At 56.7% G+C, this 26,836-nt stretch carries 17 protein-coding genes and 3 pseudogenes; 6 read left to right on the forward strand and 14 right to left on the reverse strand.

Going from position 1 to position 26,836, the window contains the following annotated elements; translation table 11 throughout:
- Positions 1 to 107: 107 nt before the first annotated feature.
- Both BBCT_RS07870 and BBCT_RS07875 read left to right on the forward strand, forming a co-directional pair.
- Positions 108 to 1,433 (forward strand): ABC transporter permease, encoded by a 1,326-nt coding sequence (locus tag BBCT_RS07870; RefSeq protein WP_003833945.1) that lies wholly within the window; start codon positions 108 to 110, stop codon positions 1,431 to 1,433.
- The gene (locus BBCT_RS07875; protein WP_003833943.1) at positions 1,430 to 2,548 is read left to right on the forward strand and encodes an ATP-binding cassette domain-containing protein; all 1,119 of its coding nucleotides are present in this window, start codon (positions 1,430 to 1,432) and stop codon (positions 2,546 to 2,548) included. Before BBCT_RS07870 ends, BBCT_RS07875 begins: the two co-directional genes overlap by 4 nt.
- Before the next feature lie 117 nt (positions 2,549 to 2,665).
- Here BBCT_RS07875 and BBCT_RS07880 read toward each other — a convergent pair whose 3' ends face one another.
- From BBCT_RS07880 to BBCT_RS07910, 7 genes are all read right to left on the reverse strand, one after another.
- Positions 2,666 to 3,457, reverse strand: coding sequence for an HD domain-containing protein (locus tag BBCT_RS07880; RefSeq protein ID WP_003833941.1), 792 nt, complete (start codon positions 3,455 to 3,457; stop codon positions 2,666 to 2,668).
- Between the two features lie 125 nt (positions 3,458 to 3,582).
- Positions 3,583 to 4,467, reverse strand: a complete 885-nt coding sequence (locus BBCT_RS07885; protein ID WP_003833940.1) for a class II glutamine amidotransferase — start codon at positions 4,465 to 4,467, stop codon at positions 3,583 to 3,585.
- 200 nt (positions 4,468 to 4,667) lie between these two features.
- Positions 4,668 to 6,845 carry a KUP/HAK/KT family potassium transporter gene (locus tag BBCT_RS07890; RefSeq protein WP_003833937.1) on the reverse strand — a complete coding sequence of 726 codons (2,178 nt, stop codon included), beginning with the start codon at positions 6,843 to 6,845 and terminating at the stop codon, positions 4,668 to 4,670.
- Between the two features lie 223 nt (positions 6,846 to 7,068).
- Positions 7,069 to 8,025 carry a TatD family hydrolase gene (locus BBCT_RS07895; protein WP_003833935.1) on the reverse strand — a complete coding sequence of 319 codons (957 nt, stop codon included), beginning with the start codon at positions 8,023 to 8,025 and terminating at the stop codon, positions 7,069 to 7,071.
- A 92-nt stretch (positions 8,026 to 8,117) separates the two neighbouring features.
- Positions 8,118 to 10,568: a glycoside hydrolase family 36 protein gene (locus tag BBCT_RS07900; protein ID WP_033513196.1), complete on the reverse strand. Its 2,451-nt coding sequence runs from the start codon at positions 10,566 to 10,568 to the stop codon at positions 8,118 to 8,120.
- Positions 10,569 to 10,888: 320 nt separating this feature from the next.
- Positions 10,889 to 13,072, reverse strand: coding sequence for a glycoside hydrolase family 127 protein (locus tag BBCT_RS07905; RefSeq protein WP_003833928.1), 2,184 nt, complete (start codon positions 13,070 to 13,072; stop codon positions 10,889 to 10,891).
- Positions 13,051 to 13,317, reverse strand: a complete 267-nt coding sequence (locus BBCT_RS07910; RefSeq protein ID WP_003833927.1) for a hypothetical protein — start codon at positions 13,315 to 13,317, stop codon at positions 13,051 to 13,053. The genes BBCT_RS07905 and BBCT_RS07910 overlap by 22 nt, the downstream gene beginning before the upstream one ends.
- A 272-nt stretch (positions 13,318 to 13,589) precedes the next feature.
- On the opposite strand from BBCT_RS07910, the gene BBCT_RS07915 reads away from it, so the two are divergent.
- Positions 13,590 to 13,907, forward strand: coding sequence for a glycoside hydrolase family 2 TIM barrel-domain containing protein (locus BBCT_RS07915; RefSeq protein ID WP_003833924.1), 318 nt, complete (start codon positions 13,590 to 13,592; stop codon positions 13,905 to 13,907).
- Between the two features lie 30 nt (positions 13,908 to 13,937).
- Here the strand turns inward: BBCT_RS07915 and BBCT_RS07920 are convergent, their stop codons facing one another.
- From BBCT_RS07920 to BBCT_RS09805, 3 genes and pseudogenes are all read right to left on the reverse strand, one after another.
- On the reverse strand, positions 13,938 to 15,725 hold the full coding sequence (locus BBCT_RS07920) for an ABC transporter ATP-binding protein (RefSeq protein WP_003833920.1): 1,788 nt from the start codon (positions 15,723 to 15,725) through the stop codon (positions 13,938 to 13,940).
- A gap of 30 nt (positions 15,726 to 15,755) precedes the next feature.
- Positions 15,756 to 16,535 (reverse strand): annotated as a pseudogene (locus BBCT_RS09800) (ABC transporter ATP-binding protein); the annotation flags it as partial.
- A 149-nt stretch (positions 16,536 to 16,684) separates the two neighbouring features.
- A pseudogene (locus tag BBCT_RS09805) lies at positions 16,685 to 17,687 on the reverse strand (ABC transporter transmembrane domain-containing protein); the annotation flags it as partial.
- 398 nt (positions 17,688 to 18,085) lie between these two features.
- On the opposite strand from BBCT_RS09805, the gene BBCT_RS07930 reads away from it, so the two are divergent.
- The gene (locus tag BBCT_RS07930) at positions 18,086 to 19,183 is read left to right on the forward strand and encodes an alpha/beta hydrolase (RefSeq protein WP_003833915.1); all 1,098 of its coding nucleotides are present in this window, start codon (positions 18,086 to 18,088) and stop codon (positions 19,181 to 19,183) included.
- Between the two features lie 700 nt (positions 19,184 to 19,883).
- On the opposite strand, the gene BBCT_RS07935 is transcribed toward BBCT_RS07930, so the two are convergent.
- Entirely contained in the window at positions 19,884 to 21,014 is a 1,131-nt protein-coding gene (locus BBCT_RS07935) for a glycoside hydrolase family 172 protein (RefSeq protein ID WP_047750775.1), read from the reverse strand.
- 470 nt (positions 21,015 to 21,484) lie between these two features.
- Between BBCT_RS07935 and BBCT_RS07940 the strand changes: the two genes are divergently transcribed.
- Complete coding sequence (locus BBCT_RS07940) at positions 21,485 to 21,703, forward strand: hypothetical protein (RefSeq protein WP_003833906.1); 219 nt, start codon at positions 21,485 to 21,487, stop codon at positions 21,701 to 21,703.
- A gap of 132 nt (positions 21,704 to 21,835) precedes the next feature.
- On the forward strand, positions 21,836 to 22,852 hold the full coding sequence (locus BBCT_RS07945; protein ID WP_033513192.1) for a LacI family DNA-binding transcriptional regulator: 1,017 nt from the start codon (positions 21,836 to 21,838) through the stop codon (positions 22,850 to 22,852).
- A 79-nt stretch (positions 22,853 to 22,931) separates the two neighbouring features.
- Here BBCT_RS07945 and BBCT_RS07950 read toward each other — a convergent pair whose 3' ends face one another.
- The 3 genes and pseudogenes from BBCT_RS07950 to BBCT_RS07960 form a co-directional block, all read right to left on the reverse strand.
- Entirely contained in the window at positions 22,932 to 24,239 is a 1,308-nt protein-coding gene (locus tag BBCT_RS07950; RefSeq protein WP_033513200.1) for an N-acetylglucosamine-6-phosphate deacetylase, read from the reverse strand.
- A 158-nt stretch (positions 24,240 to 24,397) separates the two neighbouring features.
- Positions 24,398 to 24,718, reverse strand: a pseudogene (locus BBCT_RS07955) (carbohydrate ABC transporter permease); the annotation flags it as partial.
- A 277-nt stretch (positions 24,719 to 24,995) separates the two neighbouring features.
- Positions 24,996 to 26,819 carry a glycoside hydrolase family 13 protein gene (locus BBCT_RS07960; RefSeq protein ID WP_047750690.1) on the reverse strand — a complete coding sequence of 608 codons (1,824 nt, stop codon included), beginning with the start codon at positions 26,817 to 26,819 and terminating at the stop codon, positions 24,996 to 24,998.
- Positions 26,820 to 26,836 lie beyond the last annotated feature (17 nt).

Genomic DNA, 26,836 nt, shown 5'->3' on the forward strand with positions numbered 1-26,836 from the left:
GACGCACCATGCGCTACGGGCCTGCCTTGCTGCGGAGCGCGCGTCCCGGCCAACGCTGACGTCGGCATGCGCCGGCGCGCAATAACAGAGAACTGGAGAAGTACCGCATGTTCGTTCTCAAGAACGCATGGGCGGCGCTCGGCCGCGTCAAATGGCGCACCGCGCTAATCGCCCTACTCGCATTACTGGTGTCTTTTTCGGCTGCCGTGGATCTGGCAGTCATACGAGCAGACGACACCGCCAATAATGAGACATACCAGTCGCAGAAAGCCACTGCGGTGATTCGGCCGACCGCGCAGACCAAAGCCAAGCGCGACGGCGCCGATTCCAGCTATACCGACAAGTACTTGACGTGGGAAAAGTACAGCACGTACGCAACGGCCGCGCAGAGCAACAGCGTGACCTTCGATTACACGTTGGCAACGTCAGTGCCGGTGCGTGAAAGCAAGTCATTGCAGGCGATCGCCGCGAAAAGCGATACTAGCGAAGACAAGACCGGCGGCAATCTGACCCTGCAGGCGTTCTACACGTTGGACGCCGCGAAAATCAACGATTACGGCTACTACAAAGTGGTCAAGGGCAAGCATTTGAGCTATAAGACGCAGAGCGACGGCGTACTCATTTCGCAGGCGCTGGCCGATAAGAACAATCTCAAGGTCGGCGACAAGGTGACGGTCGGCAATCCGTCGAAGGCTTCCGAAACGTACACGTTCACCGTGCGCGGCATTTACGAATACGACAGCGACGTGCCTGAAGGCAACGGTTCCGACGCGAAATACGCGAAGGACAATCGTGAGAACGTGATCTACACGACGTATATCAACTTCGCCAAGAACGGGCTTGACACGACGGAGGCCACGGGATGGGGCGTTCCGAATCTCAATATTGTGTTCTCTCTGGCGAATCCTTCCACGTATAACAAGTTCGTGCGCTTGGTGAAGAAGGCCAAGTTAGACACGAAGACGTACGAAATCACCTCGCCGTCGCTTACCGCTTATAAGAAGTCGATCGAGCCGCTTGATTCCGCCGCTTCGTCCGCGCGCATCGTACTGTTGGCCATGACGATCGTCGGCGGAATCGCGTTGCTGGCATTGATTGTGTGGGCGGCGGTCGGTGGCCGTCGCGATGAGATCGGCATGGCGATGATCACCGGCGTAACCAAGGGCCGTTTGGGATGGCAGTTCATGCTGGAAACGTTCATGATGACGGTTCCGGGTTGGATCATCGGCTTGGGTGCCGGCGCGCTGTTGGCGAAACCGATCGGTACCGCGTGGGCTGGCGGGCAGGCTGTGACGATCACGTCCGCTTCGGTGTGGAATGTGATCTGGTACGGCTTGGGTGCATGCCTGGTGCTTGGCATCGTGGCGTTCGCGCGCGTGGCCTGCTTCAACCTGAACCAACTGTTTGAGGAACGCTCGGAGGTGACGGCATGAGCGACAATATGAACGATAAGAACGAGAACATCGACAAGACCATGGTTGACGAGGCTGTGGTTGACAAGACCGCTGAAGCCGAGGCAAGCGAAACCGTCGATGATGCTGCAATCGGAGATATTGCAGCTGACGAATCTTCCGCAGATTCCATTGAATCCATCGATTTTACGGTGGTGTACGACGATGACAACGCAGCGGTTGCAGGCAACGATACTGCAGATGCCGCCGAAACCGCCGATGCTGCAAATAACGCTGCGGATGACACGAATGACGATTCGGACGTGGCTGTGAATAACGCGAATCAAGTGAAGGAAACGCTCGCTTTGCGTTCTTTCGACGCACCGACCGCACTGGAAACGCATGAAGCGGTGAAAGCCGATTCCGCAACCAGCGTTTCGTCACAGCTTGACAACGAAATCAAGCGCAATCGCAAAAAGGATGCGCTCTTCTTCAAGGCGAATCCGACGTTCGCGCTCGACCATGTGACCGTGACCAATCGCAAGACCGGCCGCAATATTCTTGACGACCTGTCGTTGTCGTTCCATGCGGGCGCCACGCATGCGGTGCTCGTGGACGCGGAGGATCGCGAACAGCATCAGGCATTGCTGGCCACCATGGTCGGCATGGTGCGCCCGGACCGCGGCAATGTGATGCACAAAAGCGCCAACCTGAGCGACGTCGAACCGGTCGAAATGTTGGGGCACCGCATCGGATTCATTCCGCAACGTTTTGCTTTCCGCCCCGATCTCGACGCGGAAAGCAATGTGCTGTACGCCATGGATGCGTCGAACCGCAACTTCCTCAAGCCGAAGCCTGTGACCGCCCGCGAACTGCTCAAGCGCGTGGGCTTCGATGAAGTGACGTCCGGACTGGCAGTCGGCGAAGTAAGCGAACTGAACCAGCGTCGCGTGGCCATCGCTCGTGCGCTGAGCTGCGAGGCTGAAGTGATCATCGCCGACGAGCCGACCGCTGGATTGGATGCCGACGATGCGGCCGTGGTGTTGGATCTGTTGAAGAAGTTCAAGCGCGATGCCGATCGCAAACGCGCCATCATCGTGGTGACCACCAATCCGGAAGTCGCCGATGCAATGGATCACAGCGTGGAACTCGACTAGCCGCCTAGTGCAACGGGCGCACGAACATAGACTTTTCGCGCGCCCATAGGTAAGCCCTTTGGAATTCTGGTTTTAGCCAAATTCCAAAGGGTTTACGTGTTCTGAAAACGGTCTGCCTTACTCCGCGATACGCATGTGGTACTGCTCGGCGAGCGGCGTAACGTCAAGCACGCCGTATCGTTCGAGCAGCCGCAGCCATTCGCGCCTGTTGCTTTCGCCGAAACGGGCCGCCTTGCGCGCATAGGCTTCGGCCGTCAGGAACTTCGGCGGAATCGACTTGCTGTTGTACTTGTCGGCCACCATCACCACTTCCTGCTCAAGATTCATGGGCACATAGTCGGCCGGAGGCAGCGGCAACCCTTGCGATTCCACCGTTTCTTTGGTGAGTCCCACACCGGTGTGGTTGCGCGCGAACTGCGCGATCGACTCGTCAACACCCTCGTTCAACAAATATTCGTAGCCTTTAAGCCCATGCCGTACGTAATTCGGACCGTCGAATTTCAGCGGCCCACCGTCGGAACCGTCTTGTTTGAGCAGAAAATACGTGCCGATATCATGCAGCAGACCACCGATCACCACCAAATGCTCGTCGATCAGCCTCGGCGGAACGGTTCCGCCCGTAATCCCGTCCGATGATGGAACGGAAGGAATGCGAAGCATGCCGAACGATTCGCTTCCATTACCGTCTTGCGTAAGCCTAAGGCCGAAATCGCCCGCTTTTTCAGGGGCATCGTCCGGTAGCGTGCAGCGGCGGGTGAACAGTGCGTTCTGTCTGCGTGCCATGCGACGTGCGATGTCGGCAACGACTACGCAATGTCCGTGAATCAAATCGTATGCGGCTTGCGATTGCGCGATTTTTCGATGCAGTTCGTCAACTTGGGCGAGTGTAGGAATATATCCGGTTGTCATACCGCCTATATTAGGCGCTGTATGACGATTGCCACATGCTGAATCCGGTCGAAAAAAAATGTCTGGAAATCCCAGATGAAAATTCCAGTCGGAAATTCCGAAATACGGATTTCAGATTACGGATTTCAGATGGAACGCACACGAAATGCGCCGGTACGGTTGGAAGCGATAATCATCTGATCGTTTTCCAAACGAGTCCAGCCATCTTCGGCACACTGATCGAAACCGGAGCTGGCCACAACCACGCCCTTCAGCTGGCCTGCAGCCTGATCCGCTTCGGATTCACCGAGCGTACGATAGCGCATCACACGATAATCATGCGCCTGGTTGCCACGGCCGTACTGGTCGTAAATTTCCACGATGCGCTTGGACGTGACCTCACGACCGGCCGCGCACAGAGCGATGAACTGGTCTTGGCTCTGGATCATGCAGTTGTAGCTGGACTTCGGATAGCTTTTGCGCAGTTCGCGCACAGCCTGCGCGACCGCCTCGTCGAGTGCGAAACCAAAACCGATGTACTGCAGAATCACTGCGAAGAAAATGGCGGAATCGGAACGGCCGCCGGTAGACTGCACGATGCTCGGATCGACTGGGAACGCACGGTTGGTGATGATATTGCGGCCCTGATCGTCGGAGATATCGCCATTGTGGATGAAGCTCAATCCGTTGGCGTAGAACGGCTGCTGATTCTCGAGAATCAGCGGCAGGTTCGAGCTGGCCAAACGCAAGTGCCACAGGCCTCCACGAGCCGGAGTGTTCGCAAGCTCGTCGAAAATCGGATCATGTCGGGCTGCGATCGTGTTCTTGTAGATGGCAGTACCGGTTTCCGGAGTGGGAGCGCCACCGTCACGCAGATACGGCGACTCACTCGGCACGGTGACCAGCGCGGAGCCCCAGCCATCGTTGTGGATTTCGCTCAGATCGCGGAAATCGCGTACGGCCTGCATGCCGAGCACGCCATTGAGACTGGTGTTGCTTCCTGCTGCCGCGAATCCAAGTAATCTGCACATGGTTGATTACTCTACAGGGCTTGTGATGCAACGCGCGCATATGGCTATCGACATTGCTTATAGCGTGCGAAAAACAGCGGGATTCCAACGATTCTTCGCGATAAGACCATGCAAAACCTACAAAATGTCCTACGAAAACGGGCTGCGCGATGATGGCGGATACGATCACCATCATCGCGCAGCCCGTTTCACGGCTTGTTTCACACGCGCTTTAGCCGCGGAGGACGCTGAGTCGCGAGGAACAGCGGCTGTATCTCAATCAGCGGATTGTAAGGCGCAAGGCCGAACCATTTGACCGGAGATCCCGCAAGACGACGAATCGCATACTTGACTTCCAAAGAAATCGCGCCACGCTGCGACACCTTCGACTCAGGCATAAGCGCCTTGTGAATCAGCACATATCGAATCGGACCGATATTCGGATCAGCATCAAGCTTCGGATAGCGGCTTTCCTGCCTCGGTAGATCCCCAGACTTCGACAAATCGTTCATGATCTGATGAATATAAGCTGGAATCGACTGAGAAACCTTGAAACCAAGCCGAATGCGAACACGGAACATGTAATCCGTGCCGAAATTCTCAACCGAATACTCGCGGGTGAACGGCTCATCGGCGGTCTCGACGGAAACCGCCCACCAAGCGCGGGCACGTTTTGGATGGTCGGCGAAAATCGAGAAGAAGATATCAGTATCGATACGTTTCGTTTCCGGATCCGACGTGAGGTAGACGATATTGTCTGCAAAATACGGAATCGTATCGTCATCATGCAGCCGCTTCAGCACCGGTAGACATTCGGCGGGCTGCATATGACGACGCTGCGCACGTTCCAGCTTCGTGCCTTCGTTCCACGTGTACATAACCAGCAGAATCGCGAAGGTAAGCAACATCGTGAACCAACCACCATGCAGGAACTTCGCCATGGAAGCGAAGAAGAACATGAATTGGATCGCAAGGAACAACACGGTGAATACGATCGCTCCGAGACGACGCCCCGAATGCCAGATATAGACGGCGAGCAGAATGGTGGTGGTGATCATGGTGATGGTCAACGCCAGGCCATATGCCGCGGAAATATGCTCGGAATCGCGGAATAGCGCCAAAACCAACAGTGTGGAAACGCAAAGCACCACATTGACCACAGGAATGTACAGCTGACCGCGGGTACGGGCCGGGTAACGGACCTGAAGATGCGGCATCCAGTTCAGATGGGTGGCTTCAGACACCATCGTGAATGCGCCGGTGATCAACGCCTGCGAGGCGATAACGCCCGCGACCACAGAAAGCACGACAGCCACGTAACGCACGCTAGGCGTCATCATTTCGAAGAACGGATTCAAACCGTGCGTGCGGATATAAGCCGAATCATCCCAATGATTGAGCATCCATGCGCCTTGGCCGAAATAACAGAGCACAAGCGCGACTTTGATGAACGGCCACGTGAAATAGATGTTGCCACGGCCAACGTGACCCATATCGGAATAAAGCGCTTCGGCACCGGTAGTTGACAGGAACACCGTACCCATGATGGCAAGGCCAGCGGCATTATGACCGCTGAACAGGAATCTAACACCGTACACGGGGTTGAGCGCCGCGAACACGCTCCAATACTGACTGAGGTTCGCCAAGCCGACAACCGCCAAGAACGAGAACCAGACAAGCACGACCGAACCGAACGCCTTGCCGATACGCTCAGTGCCACGCGACTGCACAGAGAACAGCATCAGAATGATGGCCGCGGTGATCATCAGAGTCAGCTGTTTGTTTTCAGTAAAAAGTTTTTCAAAAGCCGGTAGCGTTTCCAAGCCTTCCACTGCCGAGCTGATGGACACGGCCGGGGTAAGCACGGAATCGGCGAGGAACGCGGCTCCGCCGAGCATGGCAGGAATCGCAAGCCATGCACCGTACTTCCGAACCAACGAGTACAGCGCGAAAATGCCACCTTCGCCCTTGTTGTCGATGCGCATGGCGATCAGCACGTATTTGACGGTGGTGATAAGCGTGATTGACCAGAACACCAACGAAAGCACGCCGAGCACGGCTTCGCGGTTGGCATGCGCAAGTCCGCCCTGCCCGTTGAGGAACGTCTGCATGGTGTACAGCGGCGAGGTGCCGATATCGCCATACACAACGCCCAACGCCACAATCGCCATGGCGGGCGTGATTCTGTTTGGCCCGGATTGCAGACGGCTCCACCAGCGGCCGATGGGACCCTTGCTAGCCACCTGGTCAAGGTGAGCAGCCTCCTGCTGCTTCTCCTCGTGCTGCTTGATCAGCACTTGTCGCTCTTCCTTGGTCAGCACCTTGTGCGAGACCTTCGGCGCCTGCGTGTATGTGGCTGCGTGAAACAGCGGCTCATCCTCGTTCGGCTCGTTAGCCATAACGCTACCTCCAAGTGGCGGGCCTTCCAACCCACTCCCCAAAATAAACGCAAAAAGGCACGTTAGGAGCCTTACGAAGTCTTGTCAAATCTTCACATTGTTTCTTGCGATTCCTGATCTCGCACGAAGTAGACTTCCTGTGGGTTTCTTTTCTTATTTTTCCTCTTGTTTTTCTCTTATTTTCGGATAAATCGTTTCCATCCTGTCGATTTTCGGAATTTGTTCAGATTCCATACACTTCGCGCGTAGTCTTTCGTGTTGCCTGCGCGACTTCTGTCAGCGGTTTATCGAGATAATTCGCCAACGACTGCAGGGTGTAGGGGATCATGTATGGCGCGTTGGTGCGGCCACGATACGGCATCGGACTTAGGTAGGGGGCATCGGTTTCGACCATGACATGGCTCAATCCGACAATGCGCGCCGACTCGCGTATACCATCGTTGCCCTTATAGCTGGATGTGCCCGAAAGGCTGAGATACCAACCGTTTTCACGCGCGATCTCACCCATTTCGGCATCACCGGAATAGCTGTGGAACACGGTCCGTTCGGGAGCGCCGTCCGCCAGCAGCGTTTCGATGACTTCCTTGTGTGAATCGCGATCATGGATCTGCATGGGCAGGTTCAATTCCTTGGCGAGCGCGATGTGCGCGCGGAAAGCTTCCCTCTGAAGTTCTTTGGCAGCTTCGCCGGTCCGGAAGAGATCCATGCCGGTTTCGCCTATGGCCACAACCTGATTGGGGTAGGTGATAGCGAGACGGTGCACCTCGGCCATGGCGTCTTCGAAGCTGGTGTCGTGCCAGGGTTTGTATTTGAGCGGAAGTCCGTCTGGTCCGGGCACTCCACGATGGCCGTGGAGCACGGATTCGTTAGGGTGTATGGCGATGGCCGCGTGAACGGTTTGGGAGTGTTCGCGTGCCATGTCGATGGCTGTCATGAGGTTCGGCAGTTCGCATCCGCAGTCAATGACGCCTTCGACGCCGACTTGTTGCGCTTGGTTCAGCAGTTCGTCAACGCTGTATACGGGGACTTCCGGCTGTCCTTTTTCTTGCGCTTCATGGCTCATGGCCTGCGAGAACGGCACGACGGACGCCACATGCGTGTGGTTGTCGATGACGTGCGCGTTCTCGGGAAGTGGTTGCGGTGCTGGCGCCCAGCTGCGGTCACGATGGTGTTTGCTCATACCTCCAGCCTACGCTCGATGGCAGTCTTGCGGTTGCAGTCGACATGATTGTCGAGCGAACCGAACGGCCAGCCAATCAAACGGACGGCCAATCAACCGCGGCGGCGAATCGCGAAAATTCGGGCGGATGGACGCTTGGAAGTGGTTGCGTTCAGGCGCACCGTTTCCGGATCCATGCGTTCGATGGTCCACGGTTCGGCGTCCGGAGCATGATCGGGTTCATCCGGATTCGGGAAGACCTGCTCGATGGTCCTGCCGGCTTCCAGCGGTATGTTCACCGAGGGGGTGCCTCCGCGACGCCATACGATGATGTAATCGGGTTTGTCTTCCTGCTGAATCTGCTGGTCGTTCTGCCGATTGGACGGATCGGCGTTCTGCCCGTTCGAGGCGTCACAACCGAGCACATGCTCGTCGCACATATCCGTTTCGACGTGGCGCAAACCGACGGTAAGCCAATCGCCGTCAAAATCAGGAAGTCCAGACGGCCAGAACGGCACCATATGCTGCTGGTCGGCAAGTACACAACGATGTAAGGCGATGGCGTCGCGAACGAGCGAAAGACGCGGCTCGGTCATGCGGTCGATGAAACCAGACAGATACAGTCTGCCGAGCACGCCCGTGGCGAGCGTGAAAACAGCCGTCTCATCGTCCATCTCCTGCTGGGCGTAGCCCCAATTCCCCTGCTGTTCCGGCAGAATCGTCATGCCCGCTCCGGCCGCGATAGCCGCGTAAATCAGCGGATCGCATTGGTCGGAAGTGGATTGCAGATCCAAGCGGGACAACTGCACATAATCGGCACGCATGGCGCCGGAGCCGCAATTTTCGATCATCACATCCGGGTGACGACGACGCAAATCGTCGAGCCAATCCAAATATGCGCGGCAATGCTCAAGCAAGCCGTCGCCAACGGATTCGGTATTCAAATCAGTGCCGACGCCGGGAATGGTGTTGTAGTCGAACTTGAAGAACACCGCGCCGAAATCGTCGATCAGACGATCAACGGTACGCGTAACATGCTCACGCGCTTCGGGGGAACGGAAATCAAGCAAATATCGACCCGAATCACACACACGCACGCCATGGCGTTGGAAGAACGCAGAATCCGGCAGCGTGCTTGCCAACGGCGATTTCGCACCGATCACTTCAGGTTCGAGCCACAGGCCCAAGCCCATGCCGTGCGCACGGATGTTTTCGGCAAGACCGCGCAAACCGGCGTCGCCGAAACGGTTGGTGGAAGCCTGCCATTCGCCGACCATATCCCACCAGCCGCCGTCCGTGCTGTCGTACCAGCCGGCGTCGATGCAGAAAATATCCGCGCCAACGCTTGCCGCGCCTTCGATCAGCGGCAGTTCCTTCTCAATACGTGGGTCACCGAACAGCGTGTTCATGTAATCGTTATAGACAACGAGACCTTGCGTACGCTTGAACTGCTCGGCACGACCCAGTTCGCGGGCTTTGGCAACGCGCAATGCGCGACGCTGCAACGTCATTTCGGCGACGGCCTGCTGCCAATCGCCGGCCGCGATGGCGAACGACACGGGAACCGACTCGAAATCATTGCCCTCACCAAGGTTGGTGAACCAGCCGTGATTCTGATATTCCGGTCCGAATGCACTGATGTGCAGACCGGGATCATCCTCACCGACCTCCCACTCCCACGGGCCATTATGCTCAATCTGCCACATTACGGAGAAGTCGCGGGCGCGGCGCATGGAACCTTCGACCTGTACGATACCGGCCGGCTCATGCACCCCTGTGCTCCATGTGGAGGTGGAGCTCATGGCGAATCGCGAGCTGGACTGGCCTGGATTGATTTTCTGGTTGCGGTTGCGCACCTGGGTGTCTCGCAGCGGGCGGACGCGCCAATCGTTTTCCACGGCCCAGGCAGCGTCGCCCCAGAAAATATTCGAACGATGGACTTTGCCGCAGTTGACGCGCATGGGAACGGTCAGGTTCAGCGACGACACCGCTTCAATCGGCAGTTGTTTGGCGGATTGCAGGCGCGTGTGCGTGCGCACCGCGGAAAGATTAGGGAACGCTTCGAACACGGAGGTGACCACCAGACCCTCATGCGGGTCGGCACAAACCGTTACAGGCGCGGGATTCGCAGCAGAGGCAGCCGCATCGCGCTCACTGGCGGTCGACTCGAATTCGCGGCCTTTCGGCTCAAGATCGGCATACGACGCGAATTGCGTGATCTCCAAACGGAACGGATCGGCGGAACCCTGTCCCGGTTCGGACGCGAGCGCGGAAACGAAGCGTAGTTTGCTACCGGCGACCGTGGCGATCAGCGCGAGGCGGTTGTCTTGCGAACCGGTGTTCGCGGCGAGCACCTCCACGATCGGGCGGGGATCTTTTTCCACTACAGGCGTTCCATCATCGGACAGGCGACCGTCAATGGGGATCATGCCTCGCCCTACAACGTTGCATAGGCGGACGGGAGAATCCCCCGCGATGTCGAACAGCATGGACACCACACCATTGCCCCATTCGAGACGTCCATCCTGACGAGGAAGTAGAGGGTTCAACATGCCGGCTGCCATTGCCATCTCCTTCGTGCTTCGAATACCGCCTGTTTATTGACGTGTATCGTTTGACGTACCTTCACTAGCTTAAACGGGAAAACGAGGCATGCCGTGCATGCGTGTCCATAGGCATTCAGGAAACGTTCAGCAACAGGATTGCAGCAAATGCATTTTTCGGCAAAGCAAAAACGCAGCCATCGGCAACTCATGTAGCGTCTTCCATTTCGACTGCTTCGCGTACACGTCGGATCAGGAAAGCTCGGCTACGGCCGCCTTCTGCTCGTCGGAAAGTGCATAGTCATCATCATGCCGTCCAACGGGATGTTGGCCGTCAAACGTCAGCTGCGCAGGAACACCGTCATCTCGGTTTCGCCACGATTGGCCCATGCGAAATACGGAATCAGTGTGACTTCCGTCGGTTGACGTTGTGCCGGCTGCCACAGTGCGTACAGCGACTTGTCGGCGGCGCCCTGCGAGGACTCCCGCCAAGCGGGAATGGTCAGCGTGACCATTGGCAGATCGACCGGTTCCACTTCGCCCAAGCCTCGTTCGTCCTGTGCGGCGGCCTGCGCATGGAAGGTGATTTCGTTGACTTTGACGGAGTCCGGATCGGCGGCGATCGTCTCGGCATCAGCATGTAGCAGATGCAGATTGTCGCCATTGTCGGTGCCTTCCGCGCAGTAGGCCAGCGGGCCGCGTATGAAGGCGACCTTGCCTGCGTCTTCGCGTACGAGAGGATTGGCCGCAATCATCCTGACCGGCATGGGGAAGTCGAAATCGATGACGTCACCGTCACGCCAAGTACCGGTGAGGTAGAGGTAGCCGTCACGGGTGGTGCGTGTGATGCGAGAATCCTTCTCACCCGTGGCATGGATGGAGTCGGCGGCCGACTCGCCACCGGCCCAGGCAGGCAGGCGAAGGGCCAAGGCAAAGGACTCCGGAACCTGCCCCTCATCGGAGGAAGGAAGGGTCACGGTGATGGCGCCGGCGCCATTCCACGGCATACCGGCCCGCACTTCGAGGGAGACATCGGAACCGCCGAGTTTCGCGGACACCACGCCACCCATATACAGGTGCACATACAGCGTGGAGGCATCGTCGGCCACCGTGTAGGCGTACTGTTGCACACTTTCGACCATGCGGGCGATGTTCGGCGGGCAGCACGCGCAGCCGAACCACTTCTGACGGACCGGCTTGACGTGGAACTTGCGTTCGTCGCGATGGCAGGCTTCGGGCACGACCTCCAACGGATTCACATAGAAGAAGCTTTTGCCATCGAGCGCCATGCCGGCCAGCGTGGTGTTGTACAAGGCCGATTCCATGACGTCCGCATATTCGGATTTTGGCTGAATCTCAAGCATACGGCGCGCAAAGAACGCGAGTGCGATGGCCGCGCAGCTTTCCGAGTAGGCGGTGTCGTTCGGCAGATCGTAGTCGAAGGAGAACGCCTCGCCCATATGCGTGGCACCGATGCCGCCGGTGATATACAGTTTCCTGTCGACGATGTTGCGCCAGAGCGTCTCGCAGGATTCCAGCAGTGCTGCTTCCCCGGTGATTCTCGCCACGTCGGCCACGCCTGAGTAGAAGTAGGCGGCGCGCACGGCATGACCGAGCGCCTCCGTTTGTTCCGTGACCGGCTTGTCGGCTTGATAGTAGGTGTAGTTCTGTTCACGTGGCTCGTAGTTGCGACCGTCCTCTTCGGCACGGCGGCGATCTTCGAGTGCAAAGTACAGTGGTTGCTGTCCACGCTGCCATACGAAGTATTCGGCCAGGTCGGCGTAACGGGTCTCGCCGGTTACCGCAGCCAGCTTCACCAGCGCCATCTCAGCGATCTCATGGCCCGGATAGCCGTGCAGCCTGCCTTCTTCCGTACCAAATCGGGAATCGATGTAATCGGCGAAACGGCAGGCCGCATCAAGTAGCTTGCGTTTGCCCGTGGCCTCGTAGTAGGCGACCGCACCTTCGACCAGATGCCCGAAACAGTACAGTTCGTGATGGTCCTTCAGATTGGTGAAGTGGCGGTCCATGCCGTTGAGAATGTAGTAGGTGTCAAGGTAGCCGTTGTCCAGCTGCGCCGCGCACACGATGTCGATGGCCGCGTCGGCTGTGGCCTCGAGTTCGGCGTCGGGATGATGGGTCAGCGAGTAGCCGACCGCTTCGATCCACTTGGAGAAGTCGGTGTCTTGGAACACAAATCCATAGAATTTGTCCGGGTCGGGATTGGCCGGGTCTTCCGGCAGCGCCTCGAAGCCGCGGAAGGTGTATTTCGGCGGCACGAAGGCCTTGCCCTGCTCGTGACGCTCGGCATTCTGCGCGGCCGCGGCCTTGAAGTTGTGCATGCAGTAGCTGGGGGCGGCACCGGGAACGTTGTCGTTCAACGCATTCCACTGATATGGAATCACCGCGGTGCGTACGAGCTCCTGCTCGGCGGCCCAGAACGGGTCGGTGACGGTGGCGTCGCGCAGCTCTATTGGATGGCTGTGGCGGTTATGGATGTCGGTCACGAGAGATTGTCCTTCCATGCGGGGGTTGTCGTACCGGCAGGGCCGGCGTTCTGGTCTTGTCCGATGGGTTCGAGCACATGTACGTCCATGCCGGGCAGTCGGCCCCACGAGTAGACGGCCATCATGGTGGCGAAGATGAGCACGGCCACACCGAATACCATCATCAGGCCGGGCAGCGTATGCGCCACGAAGGCGACGTTGACGACGACGATCATCATGATGATGCGGCAGAGGGATTCGTAGCCAACGGCGAATCGTTTCATGGCACTACCTCGTTGTATCGCAGTTTCGTTGAAATCCCAATATTTCTATCGTCATAATCATATGCCATCCCAACTGCACGACGTGCGTAAAGATGGAGAATTCATTCCGGCACTGGGACTGATAGGTATGCGATCCCTCCGGCGTGAATGGCCTGAAATCGCTCCAGGGACCGTGCAGGTTGGTGGCTGTGACGACCATGTTGTCGCTGCAGTCCCAGCCGGTCAGTTGCGAGCCGAACCAGTAGTAGACTCCATACGAGGCGATTCGAGGCATGATTGCGCGCGACAAGAACCACCCGTGCGTAGTAATGTGGTCGATCGCCAATGAGCCAGGATTGGATGGTGACGGGGAACGTCCACAGCAGGCGTATGACTACTTTCGTCCGCTGTATGAGCTGGCGCACGCCAGCGACCCGCAGAACAGGCCGGTCACACTGGTATGCTGCCAAAACGACTACACGACCGACATCGCCGAACGAACCATGGATGTGGTGTGCATCAACCGCTACTACGGCTGGTACAACCTGAGCGGTCGAATTCACCCAGTAGCCGGAGGAATCACCCCGCCAGAGAGGCCTTCAGCGGGGTGATTCCTCCAATCCTTGGCGGATTTACCCCGCTCAGACCTTGATCATGGCGTATTGGGAATCGTAGAGGCGATAGTAGGCACCACGCTTGGCAAGCAGCTCGGCGTGGTTGCCTTGCTCTACGATCTGCCCATGGTCGATGTAGCAGATCATGTCCGCGTTCTCGATGGTGGACAATCGGTGCGCGATGATGAAGCTCGTACGTCCCTTCAGCAGGTGGTTCAATCCGGCCTGAAGCGCCTCTTCGGTACGAGTATCGATATTCGACGTGGCTTCGTCGAGAATCAGAATGCGAGGATCGGCTAGCAGCACTCGCGCGAACGCAATCAACTGGCGCTGACCTGCGGAAAGCGTGGAACCACGCTCCTCCACCACCGTGTCGTATCCGTTCGGCAAATCCATGATGAACTCGTGCGCATGCACCGCCTTCGCAGCCGCTTCGATCTCGGCATCGGTCGCATCCAACTTGCCGTAACGAATATTCTCGCGCACATTGCCAGAGAAAATGAACGTATCTTGCAGCATGACGCCCATCTGCCGACGTAACGATTCCAATGTGACCGAACGCACGTCATGCCCGTCAATCGTCACCGACCCTTCTGCAACGTCGTAAAAACGCGACAGCAGGTTGATGATCGTGGTTTTGCCGGCCCCGGTCGGGCCGACCAACGCAACAGTACTGCCTGGCGCAACATGCAGATCAACCAGATTGAGAATATTGCGACCGTCAGGCTCGTAACGGAAGATGACATCGTTGAAATCGACGCGACCTTCGATTGGCGGCAGTTCGGTCGCGTCAGACGCATTGCGGATCTCCGGCTGCACATCAAGCGTTTCGAAAATACGCTCAAGATACGCGGAACAGGTAATCAGCTGATTGTAGAAATTGCCGATGCTGATCACCGGATTCCAGAAATTATTCGCATACCCGACGAACGCGATCAGCACGCCGGTGGAAACGTTTACCGCGCCGAAGCCCGTAACGCCCACATAGTAGATGAACGCGATCGTCATGACGGAAATGGTCTGGATGCCCGGCCACATGAGGAACTGAATGTGCACAGCCTTCATCCACGAGGTGCGCACGTCGTTCTGCTGCTCCTGGAAGGTTTTGAACTGCGCAGTCTCCTGAGCGAAGGTCTGCGTGGTTTTCACGCCGGCGATCGACTCGTGGATGAATGCGTTGAGATTGCTCTGCTTGTTCGACAGCACCTGGTACGCGCGGCGCTGGAAATGTTGCAATATCAGCACCCATGCGATCAGGAACGGGAAAAGCGCAAGGCTGAACAGCGCGAGCCGCCAATCGACCACAAACATGACCACCAGAGTGATCAGGAACGTGAACGCGTCGGAAATCACATTGATCAAGCCGGAACTCAACGTGTCGGAAAGGGTGTTCACATAATTGACCACGCGAATCAGGATTTTGCCGTGCGGACGCGAATCGAAATAGCTGAACGGCAGCGTTTGAATATGCGTGAAAATATCGCGACGCATATCTTTCAACATGAGCTGACCAACTCGAGTAATTTCAACGGTACGATAGCGCAATCCGAACTCGTACATCACGATAAGCACTGCCATCAATCCCGTTAATTCACCAAGTAAGGTGAGATTTTTCGACGGAATCGCACTATCGATCATGATTTTCGTCAAATATGGCACGACTACCGCGATGCAGCTCATCATTACGACGACGGCAAGAATGCGTGCGATACGTGACATATATGGTTTTAAATAGACGCCGATACGCAGAATATCGCGCAGATTAATCTGCTCTTCCAGTTCCTCGTCTTCACGGAATGTATTACGTTTTGCCATGGGGTTTCCTCCTTTCTTGCCTTGGTTGCGTTACGCTTCGAAACCATGGGAACGACCAGCCTGCAGGCCGAGCTGCTTGTAGTAGATCTCCCAGTAGCGGCCATGTGCGGCCACGAGTTCGTCATGCGTGCCGCGCTCCACAATGCGGCCGTGTTCGAGCACGAGAATCAGATCGGAATCTTTCACTGATGAAATACGGTGTGCGATGGTGACGATGGTTTTCTGCTCGTCCAGCTCGCGCAGGTGACGTTGGATTTCCGCTTCCGTTTCCATATCGACGGCGCTGGTCGTGTCGTCCATGATGAGGATCGATGGATTGTCGGCAAGCGCGCGGGCGAGGCTCAGGCGCTGTTTTTGGCCGCCGGAAAGGCCGACGCCACGCTCTCCAACCACGGTATCGTAGCCTTCCGGCATGCTGCGGATGAAGCCGTCCGCACCGGCGATGGTGGCCATGCGGCGAATGTACTGTTCATCGTATTCGCGCTGTTCGCCCACGCCGAAGCTGATGTTGCCGCCGATGGTGTCGGAAAACAGGAACGTGTCTTGCGCGACGACGCAGACTTGCGAGCGAAGTGTGGCGAGCGGCCAGTCCCGCGCGTCGACGCCGTCGATGAGCACGCTGCCTTCGGTGGGGTCGTAGAAGCGGGAGATGAGGTTGACGAGGGTGGATTTGCCTGCGCCCGTTTCGCCGAGAATGCCGAGTTTGGCGCCTGCCGGAACATGGAAATCCACATCTTCAAGCACGGGGGTGTTCGGTTCGTCGGGGAAGGCGAAGCTGACATGCTGGAAGTCGATGCTGCCGGCGATGCGGGTCGTGCTAGTCGTTACCTGTGTTGCCTGCGCAGCTTGTGTTGCCGATGTTATAAACGTCGCCTGCGATTGCGAGGCGTTGCCAGTTGCATCGTTTACACCGTTGGCATTGTTCGCATTCGGAGTTGCGGTATTTGCGTTTGCGCCGACTCCCGGCTTTTCCGTGATGTGCGACTGAGAGGTGAGCAGTTTGCGGATTTTGATGCAGGATGCGTTGAAACGCTGCCAGTCGTTGATCAGCCATCCGGATTGGCGCACCGGTCCGTCGATCATCCACAGGTAGGAGTTGAACGCCACGAGATTGCCGAGCGTCATGTGCCCGGTGATCACCAGGAATCCGCCGAGGCCGAGCGTGATCAGCTGCAGCGAGAAGCCGAGGCCGTCAAGCCACGGCATGTATTTGCGGCTGTTGTAGGCCTGAGCCATGTTGCGTTGCATGTAGTCGTCGTTGCGTTCATCGAATTTTTCGGTTTCATACGGTTCGCGTACAAACGCTTTGACCACACGGTTGCCTTCGATATTTTCTTCAACCATCGAATTCATTTCGGCGAGCGAATTGCGGATGGCGAAGAACAGCGGCCTCGCGTGCGTAGAAAGTCCGCGTGTAAGAATGAAAATGAACGGCGTAATGCACGCGAGCGCGAGCGCGAGACGCCAGTCGATGGTGAACATCATGGCGAGAGCGCCGACGAACATGACCACACAGTCGAGCGCCTGGTAGCTCACCCAGCTCAACGCGTGGCGGATGGCGTCGGTGTCGGAGGTCATGCGGCTCATAATGTCGCCGGTGCGTGTGTGGTTGAAATACGTGAAGTCAAGTTCGTGCAGTTTCTCGTATTCGTCGCTGACGAGACGAAATACGGAGTTCTGCCCGAAACGTTCCATCCACATTTGGTAGCCGTAGCGTGAGGTGACGCGCACGATGGTGAACACGATCATCATGATGCACAGTCGCGTCAGTTCGCTGACGTGTCCTTGCACGATCACACGGTCCACGATGAGACCCGACAATAGCGGAATGATGAGAGCCATGGTGTTGTTGACGCAGAACAGCACTATCGCGCCGACCACCCGTGGCAGGTCGGGTTTGCAGTATGGCAGGATCCATTTGAGGTTGCCTGCTTCTTTGTTACGATTCGGATCGACGTACATACGTAGCGTTCCTTCAGATTGTTTGCTTGGGTATTTGGGGTTTCGTGGGCTGTTGTTACGTTGATTCGTTGCTTTTCGGCTATTCGTTGCCGTTACGATTCACGTCCGTCGTTTGTCGAGCGTCCCGTTGCCGTCTCTCTCGGTCGAAACCCCTGTTCGGACTCGTAAACGCGACTTATTCTATGCGAACCGTTTTTCGATGCAACGTAGGTGATTCCGGCGTGTCGCAATCGCAATAAAAGCAACGCATGCACCGTTACATAAACTCGCTGTGAGCGCAACGAAAATATGGATGATTGCAGTAGCGCTTTCCGTATCGAACCGATACGATATATCGAGGCGCGGCATTCCGATGACGGCAACGACCGCAATCGTATGAAAAACACGAAAGGACGGCAATGATGTCGGACGAACAGGCACTCATCGCACAATATGCGGAAAAATATGGTCTTACCGACGAGATGATCAAGCATGCGGAACGTTGGACGGAAACCGACGGCGATCTTGCGGGACTTTCCGAAAAGCGAGTCCGCGGAATTCTTGACCTGCGTTTCAGCGCGATCGCAGTAGACACTCCACGTTCCGAACTGTGGCATACTCCGGACACGATCGATGTGATCGAAGACCTTCCATACCTGCCTGACGGCGGTTACGATACGGAAGCCGGGCAGTGCCGCGGACACTTACTTGATCTGTATCTGCCACATGATGCTGTACTGCGCGCCGGGCACACGACACCGGTGTACATCGATATACATGGCGGCGGTTTCACCTACGGATATAAGGAACTGAACCGTAATTTCAACGTGCATCTGGCCGATATGGGATTCGCCGTGTTCTCACTGAATTATCGCCCGGCCCCGCAGACCGACTTGAGGGGCCAGCTGGCGGATGTGCAAGCGGCATTACGTTGGATCAAGGCGCATCTGGCCGATTATCCAGTCAATCCAAACGCCGTATTCCTCACCGGCGATTCGGCCGGCGGCGCATTGACCATGCTGACATTGGCCATTGAAAACAGCGCCGAAGCTGCGGCCGCGTTCGGCATTGACGAGCCTTCGGGCATCGGTTTCGCCGGCGCGGCTCCGGTTTGCGGCGTGTACAGCCTGGCTTCCAAGCAGACCGCCGACGAAGCCGGCTTGGGCTCTACCGCATTCTCCCCAGACACGCGAATCGCGCTCGACGAAGCTCTTGGCACGGAATTCTTCGCCGGCCTCGAAGCGGCTGATCCGCGATTCCTCACTGCAGAAGGACTCGTCAACAACGTTGATCTGCCGCCGCTGTTCATTACCACCTGCAGCGACGATTTTTTGGAGGCAGATAATCTGGCGCTTGCCACGGCCCTATCGCGCAAGAGTGCCGATTTCGAACTTTTCGACCCGAAAACGGGCCGTCACGAAGCATTGGGGCACGTATTCGTGATCGGCATGCCATGGCTGACGGCCAGCGTGGATTGCCTCGAGCGCATCCGTGATTTCTCATACGACCGCTGCTGAATCACAAACGCTAACGCGCAACCACACATAATCACAGACCGCCAACGGTCGGCCATACGCAAACAGGCGCGTGGCCGACCGTTTCTTTTCATGCGCCTTTTACGCAACCGAAAACACCAATCGCAATCGCATGCATCCTGTTCAGAAAAGAAAAAGCCGGCGGAGAGAAAGGCCGCCGGCTGAGAGAGAGAAGAGAGAAGAAGGGTTCAGTTATGGGGTTCTTCGGGAACCTCGCCAGCTGCCGTAACCGCTGACATGTTCTATATAACCGCCCAAGTCTTGGAAGAATGATGCGTGTTCCTGTCAATTCGCTGGGAAAAATGTATCGAACATGTAAGCGGAACATACACATTCGTGAATTCCGTCGAATGATCGCAACATTACTTCCGATTTGTCCAATCGCACGTCCATATCACTCACCCACTCTGCAAAATCATCCAGTGAAATGGACAATTCTGCAATAATCGCAAAATCATCCATTTCACTGGACGATATGTCGAGCTTAAGATGCTGCCACTGTCTTTCTCGGAATACCGAAATGCATTGCAATCAACAGCAAATGACAATGCGCTGTTCGACCGGTATCTCACATATGGAGGACTCCCCCAAGTTGTGCAGGCACAGAACGCAAGTTGCACAGACAGCACAACACCCCCGAACCGACCGGATAGACCGGAAATCGCAGGTTCGGGGGCGAAAATCAGCGGGGCTGACGGAAGTGGCGATCGCCAATCGGCGTGAACGGTGTGTGCGGCTCGAGCTGATACCAGTACGCGACGGAAGCAACGTCGTCCTGACGCTCGAAATTGCCACCCTCTTCAGTGCCGATCTGCTGCCATTCCACACGCAGATCGTGCTCGAAATAAATCGGATCGGGAATGTGCCAGCGATACAGTCCACGGGTCACAGGCGTATTCACATCCCAATACGCGCTTTCGCGATGCGAGGCGAGACGCTGTGAGTAGAACGGGAATCCGACGTACGGCGCGCAGAACGTCTGCTCATGCATGCGCCCATGCTCGTCAAAATCAGCGAAACTCCACGCACCACCGAAATAATCCTCAGCACCAGTACTGCACCATGTAGGGTACTGGTCGTCTCCATCGATGTACATTTTGACTTCGCCCTCGCCCCACCAACGGCTTTCCAACGCGGTGAGCGCCAGATACGTGCCAATATACGCGCCACGCCCCTGCACGCCATCAAGCACCACATAATCGCGAGCCAGTTCGGTGACACGTTCGCGACGCCACTGTGCATGGAAACGCATGGTGCCGGCCGGAAGCGAGTCATATTCGGTGTAGTCAATCTGGTAGAAGAACGCAGGAACGTCTTCATTGTGATCGTTGCGGAGCACGATGCGCGCATGTTCGAACGGCATGGAGAAATAGCAGTTGAAACCGCGATTGGGTACGACCACCACCGGCATCGAATTGACTCGGCAGGCCTGCGCATGGCCGCAGCAAAAGAAGTCGCCGATCGGGCATTGCACGGACGGGGTTTCCTCGCCATCCCAATAGAATTCTAGGATCAGGTTACGAAGCACGTTCGGGCCGGTAGGCGACGTGCGATCGGTGACGGTCATCCAAATATGGCGGATCACGCCCGGACCGTCCACATTCATCAAAGTGACGCTCTCCCCCGCTTTCACGGTTTGGATGCAGGGGCTGCCTTTGCGCGACGGGCCAAGTGCACTGGCCGCAGTGGCCGCAGTGCCTTTGCCGCCTGTGGGATTCTCGGCGTTCACACAACGCGTGCGTCCCGGCGCTGTAACCGCAAGCGAGTCCAGCGGATTGCGCGCGGAGAACGCACCCAATGAATCGACCTGCATATCATGATACGAACTTTGCTGCATAGCGCTCCAATCGTTATGTTGAGTCATCAGCGCCCCTTTTCCTGCTATTTTACGGCACCCACAACAGTGCCTCACAGAGATTCGATCCAAAGCGGTCAACGCCCAGAACGTCACGACCGCATTGAATCCGGCGAACACCGCGTTACCCCAATTATGCGAAAACGTATCGGCATAGAACACCATGCACGAATAAATAATGATCGCCCACGGCATCGTCACATACAATGCCGGAGAAGCGGTACGATTATTGACCTTCGGCGTACGCGCGAACGGAATCTTCGTGTTCGTCATGCCCTGCTGAATCGACTTGAGCGTACCGGAAAGATTCACCGTCAACGAACATTATGGACGCAAAATGGTTCAGACGATTACGTCAACGCGTCCGATGTTCTTCGCCATGTGATTGAAGACAATACGATTCCCGTACGCCTCGCGCGAAGCAGATCATGCAGCGCACGCTCGATATTTCGCGCGATAATGATGCGTTCCATGTGGTGTTCGATGGCGTGGAGACTTTGGATCAGGTTGAGTTCATCCGTTCCATTGGAGGCACGATTGCGGAGGGCACGCTGTTGAGCAACGCCATGAGTGCCAACGAGTTCCTCATGCGTCTCGAAACCATGGGCACTTCATTGCCCGAAGCCGCCCCGAGGCAAGCTGAGTAAAGAGGATTCTCGTTTGCCGCACAACTGCTTTATCTCGTGAAATGCTTGAAGGAAATATAGCAGGATGGAATCATATGTGCTAAATTAATTAGTAAACCTGTTTAGCCAATGATGGCTTTGAGGAGGATTCGAATGGCCACTATCAGAGAGATAGCAAAACGGGTAGGTTTCTCCCAAGCCACTGTTTCGAGGGTTTTGAAGGACGATCCCACCTTTTCGGTGAAGGATTCCACCCGCGAGAAAATCCTAAACGCCAGTCTGGAAATGGGGTACAAGAACGTACCGCAATACCAACGCATCACCATTCCGCAAGATGTTGCGATTCTCGACAATGTCGTTCCCGACGAGGGTTTGCAGGACGCGTATTTCGACGAGTTGCGCGAAGTGCTCGTCAAGCATGCCGAAGAGCAGCTCATGAACGTGACCATGCAGAAGGACGTGGATTCGCTGATCGCCAACGCCGACAAATACGCAGGCTTCATTTCGATTGGTCCGTCGCCGTTGGATCGTAAGACGTTGCACCGTCTGCATAAGAAACTTCCCCACGGCGTCTTCATCGACATCAATCCTGCGCCGGCATTGTTCGATTCGGTGCAACCCGATTTGGAACAGACGATCTTGGATGCGATTGACGCGCTTATGGCGTCCGGCTGTTCACGAATCGGCTTTATTGGCGGCTTGGGCAACATTATGGGCGAGCATGAATATCCGGAAGACGTTCGTACGTTCGCATTTCGCAATTGGGCGCTGCGTTTGGGTTTGGATGTGAAGGGATTGGTGTATGCGGATGGCCCGTTCACTGTGGAAAACGGCCGTTTGCAGGGGTGTCAGTTAGTACAGGATCATGCTGATGATTTGCCCGATGCAGTGATCGTCGCCGCCGATCCGTTGGCGGTCGGCGTGCTACAGGCGTTTGCCACCGAAAATGTGATGGTACCGCGAGATATCAAAGTAATCAGCATCAACAATCAGGAGATCGCGAAATACACGTCTCCCGCATTATCGTCGTACGACATCAGCCAGGACGAACTTGCGAAAGCCGCAGTACTCATGCTTGCCGAAGCACTGACCGCCAACCGCAAAATCAGCCAGCATATGCGAATCTCCACCAGTCTCGTCGCCCGCGACAGCTTCACCCCGCAAGACTAAAAACAAAAACTCGAGATACAGCAAGGACCGGCATCCTGTTACGAAGCCGGTCCTGCAATTACGTTTCAGCAATCGCGCCTTAACGAAGAAAGTGGGCGTCGCACCAGACGTGTTCGACGGCCCAGGTGGCGGGGTTGAGCAGAAGCACGTCGGCAGCATAGCCGGAGGCAAGCAGACCGAGCGGCTGCTTGGTGACCGGGTTCGCACGATCGAAACCGAATGCTTTAGCCGGAATCAACGTGGCGGCTTCCACCGCGTCGGTAGGCGTGAATCCTAATTCGAGCACCGCACGCTGAACAGCCTTTTCCAACGTCAACGTGGAACCGGCTATCGCACCATTCGATGCAAGACGAGCATGACCGTCAATCACATTCACATCCAACGCACCCAGCAAATAATGACCATCCGGGCAATCGGTGGCAGCCATAGCATCGGTCACAAACGCAATGCGATGCGGGGCGAAGCCGAATCCCAAACGCACCATCGGATCCTGCACATGAAAACCATCATTAATCAACTCAACAGTGACGCGCGGATCCTCAACAGCAGCCGGAATCGGACCAGGCTCACGATGATGCAAACCATTCATCGCATTGAACATGTGCGTCATAATGCCAGCACCCGCATCAAAACCTCTGCAGGCGGTTGCATAATCGGCATCGCAATGTCCCACCGCAGGAACCACTCCAGCCGCAGCAAAACGACGAATCGCATCAATGCCATGCGGTAGTTCGGGGGCGATGGTAATCTGTCGCAAACAGCCGTTCGCAGCATGCAAAAGCCGATCAACATATTCAGGAACCGGATCTTTCAAGCATTCCGGATCATGCGCACCTTTGCGAGACAACGCAAGGAACGGACCTTCCAAATGCGCTCCAAGAATGTCAGGGCGAGCACCCATCATGCCACGCACGGTTTGAAGATTGGCGCACATCACGTCAAGCGGGTTGGTAATCAAACTGAGCACCTGACGGGTGGTGCCGTGCATCATATGACCTGCGCGGGCCATGCGTATGCCTTGCACACCATCATCGAAGGAACTCCCCCACGAACCGTGCGCATGAATGTCGACGTAACCGGGCGTCATCATGCGGCCTGCAGCGTTGGTCACGAAACCGGCCGAACCGGTCATGGAATCGCCGGGACCAACCGAACTGACCGAATCGGAATCAGCATCGGCATCCAAACCGACGCTTGCGCATGCCGCAGCAAAATCATCGTCCCGATTCCCAGTCGCCATAATCGCACTACCATCGGAAACCAGCCAATAATGTTCCGCAACACCTCGCGCATCGACTTTGCGCGCATTGTGAATCGCAAACGGACGGGCCGACTGCGCTAACGCAACGTCCACCTCATTCGCAAACCGCTCCCGAGACTGTTCCATATTCAAACCTTCCGACTCACTCACAGCCATATTCCTCAATTAGCATCCAATTCTTCCAGTCAGTGGAGAAATTCTCCCGCTAACAGCCGCCTCAGAGTCCCAATTCCGCCAGTCAGTGGAGGAATCCTCCCGCTGACAGGCCAAAAACGTCCAGAATGTTCCAGTAGTTCGTTCGGCACGGAGGTTTGCGCGTATACGCGACCTAGGAAGAACCCGAATGGCGAAACGCAACACGGGATGATGATCGCCAGCATGGTGTTGGTCAGGTGCAGTGCATGGAAAATCGAGTACTGCGGAATGGTGAGTATGCATCCCATGACCACGCCGATGGCGATGGCGTCGGGAATCTGGTCAAGTCCGACGGCAAACCACAATCCGTTGCTGCTAGTCAGCTGCGATGGGGTTTTGGTGGATGCGATGATAGCCCAGTAGATCAGGAACAGGAAGTAAATCAACGCTACGACGAGCACGATTACGGTAAACAACAACATGACGCTTATCCGCAGCACGGAACAACGAAAAACCTCTCACCAGAATCATGCGAGGCTGCGCCTTTTAAGATTTGCCGTTAGGTTAGTAGCTAAGTAAATTAGATGGCCCTGCACCAGCCAGTGTTCTCCAATTCACATTTGACGGACATCGACTTCTCCATTAAGAGACGCCACTCTGGGAGATAGACACGCCCCTGACATTGACTTCATGTTCACACTCAACCAGGGTAAGGTCGAGCGTGAACATGAAGTCAGCTTGAGTCGATTAGAGCTGAATCACGACTCCCTCCCAACGAGCAAGCTCGCCACGAGCGATCGATTTCACGCCATGCGCAACATCATAAGTGCTGAGCAGTATCTGCGATTCCGCGACGCCATCGCCGAGCAGCTCCGCCACTTCCCCCGGCAGACCGGCGGATCTATCGGTGAGATTGACGACAACAAGAATCGTATCGTCGCCGCTGGTACGGGTGAAGGCATACACCTGCTCGCTGTCCGCCGCGACCAGATTCCACTCGCCCGTCGCGACGGTCGCATTGTCGTGGCGCATGGCGATGAGCTTCTTGTAGAAGCCGTACACGGAATCCGGATCGTCGAACTCCTCGGCCGCGTTGATCTCCACGTGATTCGGATTCACGCCGATCCACGGCTCCGTCGCCGCGTCCGCCGGGGTGAAGCCGGCATACCTGGAAGCGTCCCACTGCATGGGAGTGCGCGAATTGTCCCGCCCGATAAGCGCGAGGGCCGCCATCATCGATTCCGGCGACTGGCACCTGGCCTCCTCCACGCGCTGGCGGTAGGCGTTGATGGCCTCCAAGTCGCGGTACTGGCCGAGCTCGGTGAAATGGGCGTTGGTCATGCCCAGCTCCTCGCCCTCGTAAATGTACGGGGTGCCGCGGTGCATGTGCAGCAGCATGCCGAACGCCTTGGCGCTCAACTCGCGCGACTCGCGGTCAGAGTCGTTACCCCAACGGGACACGACGCGCGGCTGGTCGTGGTTGCAGAAGAACAGGCTGGCCCAGCCAGCGTTCCTCACGGCCTCCTGCTGTCTGCTCATTCTATCTTGAAGTTTTTTAGGAACAAAAGCGTGTGTATCCCATTTTGATTCGGGGGATTGATCGATACTGACGTGGTCGAACAGGAACAGCATGTCGAGTTCTTTGTGGGCTGGATTGGTAATAAACTCGTTGCGTTCCGGAGTGATGCCCGGCGCCTCGCCGACGTTCATGTAGCCCTCACGGCCCTCGAACACCTCACGGCGCATTTCGGCGAGGAACTCGTCGAGCCGCGGACCATCGGAACAGAACGGGCTCGCGTTCGTGTATCCCTCTTCGCCTATCTCTCCTTCGGACAGTTCCGAGTCGACCTCTCCAGGCAGCCGTCCGTGGCTATCGAGATGTTTCGAGATCAAGGTGATCACGTCCATGCGGAAGCCGTCGATGCCGCGGTCCATCCACCAGTTCATCATCCTGTACACGGCCTTGCGCACCTCCGGATTCTCCCAATTCAGATCCGGCTGCTTCCTGGAGAACTGGTGGAGGTAGTACTCGCCGCGCTTCGGATCGTACTGCCAAGCGGAACCGCCGAAATACGAACCCCACCGGTTCGGCTCGGCGCCCGGAGTGCCCGGCTCATGGCCCGGCCTGGCCGGACGCCACCAATACCAGTCGGCATGCGGGTCGTCCCTGTCTCGGGAGGCCTGGAACCAGGCATGCTCGTCGGACGTGTGGTTGACCACCAGATCCATCACGATCTTCAGACCGCGCCTGTGCGCCTCGGCGAGCAGCTCGTCCATGTCCTCCAACGTGCCGAACAGCGGGTCGATGTCCTGGTAGTCGGAGATGTCGTAGCCGTTGTCGTCCTGCGGCGACCTGTAGACCGGGGACAGCCACAGCACGTCCACGCCAAGATCAGCCAAATAATCGAGACGGCTGGTGATGCCCTTCAGGTCGCCGATGCCGTCGCCGTTCGTGTCCTGGAAGGAACGCGGGTAGATCTGGTAGACCACCGCGTTGGCCCACCACGGGTTCGGGGTCGCGCCGTTGGAACGCACGGCGTCGGGAAGGACGGAACGATTGAAATCAGTCATATCTTGTTTCCTTATTA

The sequence above is a fragment of the Bifidobacterium catenulatum DSM 16992 = JCM 1194 = LMG 11043 genome, assembly GCF_001025195.1.
Classification (GTDB): domain Bacteria; phylum Actinomycetota; class Actinomycetes; order Actinomycetales; family Bifidobacteriaceae; genus Bifidobacterium; species Bifidobacterium catenulatum.